Annotated in this window: 5 protein-coding genes and 1 pseudogene; 4 read left to right on the top strand and 2 right to left on the bottom strand. The window is 66.5% G+C overall.

The window, feature by feature from the left end:
- Window positions 1–588, bottom strand: a 588-nt coding sequence (locus tag ABZ749_RS28840) for a hypothetical protein (protein WP_357233301.1), incomplete at its 3' end; no start/stop codon positions are given.
- A gap of 153 nt (window positions 589–741) precedes the next feature.
- On the opposite strand from ABZ749_RS28840, the gene ABZ749_RS28835 reads away from it, so the two are divergent.
- Entirely contained in the window at window positions 742–1,971 is a 1,230-nt protein-coding gene (locus tag ABZ749_RS28835) for a hypothetical protein (RefSeq protein WP_357233299.1), read from the top strand.
- Between the two features lie 44 nt (window positions 1,972–2,015).
- On the opposite strand, the gene ABZ749_RS28830 is transcribed toward ABZ749_RS28835, so the two are convergent.
- On the bottom strand, window positions 2,016–2,444 hold the full coding sequence (locus tag ABZ749_RS28830) for a VOC family protein (RefSeq protein WP_357233297.1): 429 nt from the start codon (window positions 2,442–2,444) through the stop codon (window positions 2,016–2,018).
- Between the two features lie 72 nt (window positions 2,445–2,516).
- Here ABZ749_RS28830 and ABZ749_RS28825 point away from each other — a divergent pair, with 72 nt between their 5' ends.
- From ABZ749_RS28825 to ABZ749_RS28815, 3 genes and pseudogenes are all read left to right on the top strand, one after another.
- Window positions 2,517–2,816, top strand: a complete 300-nt coding sequence (locus ABZ749_RS28825) for a helix-turn-helix transcriptional regulator (protein WP_357233295.1) — start codon at window positions 2,517–2,519, stop codon at window positions 2,814–2,816.
- A 935-nt stretch (window positions 2,817–3,751) separates the two neighbouring features.
- Complete coding sequence (dcm, locus tag ABZ749_RS28820) at window positions 3,752–4,891, top strand: DNA (cytosine-5-)-methyltransferase (protein ID WP_357233293.1); 1,140 nt, start codon at window positions 3,752–3,754, stop codon at window positions 4,889–4,891.
- Window positions 4,892–4,938: 47 nt separating this feature from the next.
- Window positions 4,939–5,194, top strand: a pseudogene (locus tag ABZ749_RS28815) (very short patch repair endonuclease); the annotation flags it as partial.

Genomic DNA, 5,194 nt, shown 5'->3' with positions numbered 1-5,194 from the left:
CCGCGCTCGCAGCAGCGTCTCCTCCAGCGGGGCCACCGGGAAGGCCAGCGGGTCGAGGTCGGGAGCGGAGTCCAGGTCGCGGACCAGGAGCCACTTGCTCTGCTCGTCGTAGACGACCACCCCGGCGGCGATTCCCCTGGTCCATTGGTCGAAGAGGGCGGCCAGGCTGGTGGCGGCGCGAACCGAGTCCCAGGCGTCGGGTGAGATCTCGTAGCGCCAGATCTCACCCTCGTGGTCGCCGGCCAGCACGAACGTATAGAGAACGACATCGAAGAAGAACAGGGGCAGTTGGTGCCGCCAGGGGAACGGCGTGCCGATCGACAACCCCAGGTACTGGAGCGCGTCACCGTCCTCCGGCCATGGCATCCGCCACCCCACGTCGGGCAGCACCTGCCGGTCGGGCCAGCGCTGCGCGTGCAACCAGGTCAACTGCTCCGCGATGTGATCCACGCCGAAGATCCGCGTGACCTGCGCCGGTGGCTGCCCGGCGGGCGACTCGCCGTAGTCCGGCCAGTCGAGGCCGGCAGCCGTCGCCGCCAGGCGATAGTCGCGTACCGCCGCCCGCAGCACCCGCATGTCATCGAGCACCAGGAAACTCCTCCGCTGTGGCCATCACGCGCAGGCTAGCCCCGCAACGGGGGCTTCGGTGCCCGTCAATTCTCTCCTTTCGGGCGCAACGGGATGCATCGATCCCGGTCGCGTTGCCTGTCACGTACGTGAGCGGTTGTACCGCGTGTGACCGTGACCTCTGTGGCCTGTGCCCCCTGGCGAATCGCCTGGGCGGAGCGCGAGAACGAGCGCCGGCAGCGCGCGTACCGCGACGCCACCGACGCCTGGCGGCACCGCGGCGACCACCTGGCCCGGCTCCGCATCGAAGCCGCCAGCTTCCTCGGGTGTACGCAGCCCCGCACCGGCCTACCGGTGGAGCTCGACGACGACGAACTCGTCTTCCGCGTCCTTCCCGTCGCCACGCTGGTAGAGGCGGAGGCGCGGCACGTCCCCGGCCTACCCAGGCCGGGCGGCTCCTGTTCCTTCGCTGAGCCTTCTTCGGAGGACCTGCCGCCGGGCCTGCGGGTCGTCGACAGCGGCATGGCCGTGGTGACCAGTCGACGCGTCGCCTTCGGCGGACGGGAGCACCGGCGCGAGTGGCGGTACGCCGACATGGTCGGCCCCGCCCACCACGCCGACGTGCCGCTCACCCTGCTGCCGGACCGCTGTCGACTTGACGGACTGCTGGTCCCGGCCAGTGCCGCGGTGAACTTCCGCCTCTATCTCACCCTCGCGGCTGCCGACGATCGCGCTGCCGTCATCGCGCAGATGGACGCGCTGCTGGCCGCACACCGGGCCGCTCCGCCCGCGCCTCCCCTGCTGGTGGACCCCGACGACGCGCCGCTGACGGCGGTACGCCCCGACCGCCGGGCGCTCGGCGCTGCCGCCGTCGCCGCCGTGGTGATCGTGACTCTCGGACCGGGCGCTCTGGGGCCCAATGCTCTGGGGCCTGGCGCATGGGGTCCTCGCGGGCCGGTGCCCTCGGCGGAGATCGTCGCCTTGGACGTGCCGACGGCTGGGGCGGTTCTTGTTCCGACCGGTCCGGTAGCACCCAGGTCGCGGGTCGGCTCGGCCGACAGCGCCGTGTGGAACCCGCCGTCCGTCCCGGTTGCCCGGCCGTCCGCCTCGGCAGATGTCTCCACAGTGCCGTCACCGGTGGTGGCGGTCGCCCTGCCGCCGGCCGCTGCGCCGTCCGTCGCGCCGACCCCGTCGGCCAGCCCGGTGCCGACGCCGGTCCCTACGACGGCCCCGCCTGCTTCGGCTCCTCCGACGTCGCCCGTCGCGTCGGCCTCGCCGGTGCCGACTGCGACCGCAACGCCTACTCCTACGCTCTCGCCGGATCCGGGATTGCTGGCTATCTGCCTGGACCCTGTTCAGCTGCCGGTGCTGGACCCGCTGCTCTGCCCGTCTCCGACGCCCTGATCGGCGCCTCTGCCTGCCGTTTGCTCAGTTCATGGCGCTGAGTCTCAGTTCGTGGCGCTGAAGTCGGGGACGGTGAGGGTGCCGTCCTCCGCCAGGGTGAAGCCGGGGTTCCAGGCGATCTCCCAGAGGTGGCCGTCCGGGTCGGCGAAGTAGCCGGCGTAGCCGCCGTAGAAGGTCTCCCGGGCCGGCTTGGTAACCGTCGCGCCGGCCTTGGTCGCCGTGGCGATCACCTCGTCGACCTCTGCATGGGAGCGGACGTTCTGGGCGAGGGTCAGCGCGCCGGTGCCCGGACCTTCGATGCCCGCGTCGTCGGCCAGCTTGTCGCGGCCCCAGAGGACGAGGGCCAGGCCGCCGGCCTGGAAGAAGACCGTCTCCTCGACCTCCTGGCCTCGCCAGCCGAGCTGCTCGTAGAAGGCTTTCGCGCGGGCCACGTCCGCGACTCCCAGGGTGATCAGGCTGATCCGCTGCTCCATGGTCTTCAACCTAACGCTAGGAGCTCTCTCGCACCCCCTCATCCCATAGCATTGATGCTATGAGGTGGAGCGATGAGTGATCGCCTGGACGGGAACGACCTGCGTGAGCGCCGGATGGCGGAGCCAGGGGCGGCCGAGACCTACGAGGCCACTCGGATCGCCTTCGAGCTTGGTCAGGAGGTGCGCCACCTGCGCGAAGGGCACGGCTGGAGTCAGAGCCAGTTGGCCCGTGCCGCTGGCATGACTCAGTCTGCGGTGGCCCGGTTCGAGGCGGGCGGGACCGTGCCGACCTTGCCGCTCCTGGCGCGGTTAGCTCGGGCCCTGAACCGGCGGCTGGACGTAAGGTTCGCCTCGGACGTGGATGCGGCTTGACCGCATCCGACACCTGTCGCGATCAACGGGAGACGTGTTCGCGCAACGGAAGCCGGCGGTCGTTGATCTAGGATTCCAGGTCATGCGGGAGTTCATCACGGTCGGTGGTCGGAGGCTCTCGTTTCTAGACTTTGGCGGTTCGGGTAAGCCGCTCCCGGCTCTGCACGGGCACTACAACGAGGCGTCGGCCTTCACGCCGCTGGCCGAGCCCGTGAGGTACATGATCGTCGACCTGGAACGCAACGACCTCGCCCCCGGGGACCCAGCCGCTCCAACAATCGGGTGTACTTGGGCACTTTGGCGTGGTGGAACTCGTTCACGACCACATGCCGTACACCTCGGCGTCGACCTCCCGCTGACACTTGCGACCGATACCCCTCCACGAACCAGGGTGGAGCAGCACTCATCATGATCTTCAGCTGTGAAGCAGTGACGCTGGCAGTGCCACCGTGCCCTCGATACCGCGATATGGCGTTACCGGACGGCTGGTGCACGGGCACGAATGTAGCGTCGGTGACGGCGGAGGCCCCACTGCGGCGGATGCCCTGCGAACCAGGACGGATTGCCTACGGAGCGGCGCGCCTTCGCCGGACGGCCTCCACGGGGAGGGGAAGAAATGTGACCTGTAGCGGTGCGTCGAGGAAGGACGGGCGGTCGGCTCTGAGCTCGGGCTTCCGCCAACTTCGGTCCAGAACTGGCGTCATCGCCACCTTCGTTGCGGTCGCGGAGCACCGGTCAGTCGCCGGCACCCGGTTACGTTGCAAGATCGTCATGCCGACCAGCGTCGGTCAGTACCTGCCGTATCCACCTGGAGCCACAGCCCCGCCGTCATAGCAAGTCGAACAAATGATCGGGTCATCACAGATGAGTGTCATGCCTGAGGAGACCCGCCAGGGCCCCTATAGGCTGCCCCGATGTAGGGCGAAGGAGGAAGTATGGACAGCGTGCCCATCAGAGCAGCGGAGTTTTTCGCTGGCATCGGGTTGGTCCGAACCGCGCTTGAGCGTGTGAAGGGCGCTCAGGTGCAGGTGGTGTGGGCGAACGACATCAAGCAGGCCAAGTACGATGCCTATGCCGCTAACTTCCCTGACGCCGAGGATCACTTCAAGGTTCGTGACATCCGCCTCGTCGAGGCGATAGATCTCCCCGAGGGTGTCGAGCTCGCGACGAGCAGCTTCCCCTGTATCGACCTCTCGCTTGCAGGCAACAGGCGAGGGCTAGTGGGCGATCAATCGGGAATGTTCTGGGAGTTCGCCAAGATTCTAGAGGGAATGTCCCCCCGGCCCGCGGTGATCCTTCTCGAAAATGTTCATGGTTTCGCCACCAGCCACGGTGGCGCTGATCTCGCTGCTGCCTTGACCCGCCTGTCGAAGCTTCATTACTCCCTGGATGTCCTTGCGATCGACGCTCGGCATTTCGTTCCTCAGTCTCGACCAAGGATGTTCATCGTCGGCATTCAGAAAGACAGGCTGGCAAGTCAAGCCCGGATCGAGGTGCCGCCGCTTTCTGATACGCGGCCTGCTTGGGTGCAAGCCATTCATGCGAAGCATCGGCAGACGTTGAGCATGCACTATATCGATTTGCCATCCTTGCCGGAAGGTCCCCAGGACCTAGAGGGATTTGTAGAGACAGATGTCAACCCGGAGCTGTGGTGGAGTGGCGATCGCGTAGAAGCGTTCGTCAGGTCACTCAGTGATGTGCAAGCCGCACGCTTCGATGGCCTCCTTGCAGGAGATACCGTTAGGTATCGCACTGCTTACCGCCGCACTCGTCAAGGCGTCTCTGTTTGGGAACTCCGCAGGGACGGCATCGCCGGCTGCCTTCGGACTACCGGCGGAGGTTCGAGTAAGCAGGCTCTAGTTCGCTTGGGTAAGGGCAGCAGGGCGATTCGGTGGATGACGCCGCGCGAATACGCCAACCTCATGGGTGCACATGACTACAAGCTTCTCGCTGGCACGCCGAATCAGCAACTCTTCGGGTTCGGTGACGCCGTCGTGGTTGATGTAATTGAGTGGATCGGCAACAACTATCTTCTGCCGGTACTGCGGCCGGACGGCCTGGTCCGCGCAGAGTAAGGCATCGGCCAATCTCCCCTCGTTCGCTAGGAAGCGAATAGCGCAAGATGAAATTGCCTCCCACACCCCCGCCGTCGTCAGCCTCCAAGGCAATGAAGGCGAACAGGAGCGTTAACACAAAGCCTGAGATGGCCCTCCGGCGGCAGCTCTTCCAGCGGGGGCTGCGCTATAGGGTTGGCTTTCGAATCTCACTACCGCAACGCGCGGTCCGACCAGACATTGTCTTCACGCGTCCCAGAGTGGCGATTTTTGTGGACGGTTGTTTCTGGCATGGATGTCAGCTCCACTGCCGAATGCCGTCAG

Source organism: Micromonospora sp. NPDC047753, assembly GCF_040642735.1.
Classification (GTDB): domain Bacteria; phylum Actinomycetota; class Actinomycetes; order Mycobacteriales; family Micromonosporaceae; genus Micromonospora.
The sequence above is the reverse complement of the archived record's forward strand: the minus strand, read 5'-3'. Positions and strand labels throughout refer to the sequence as shown.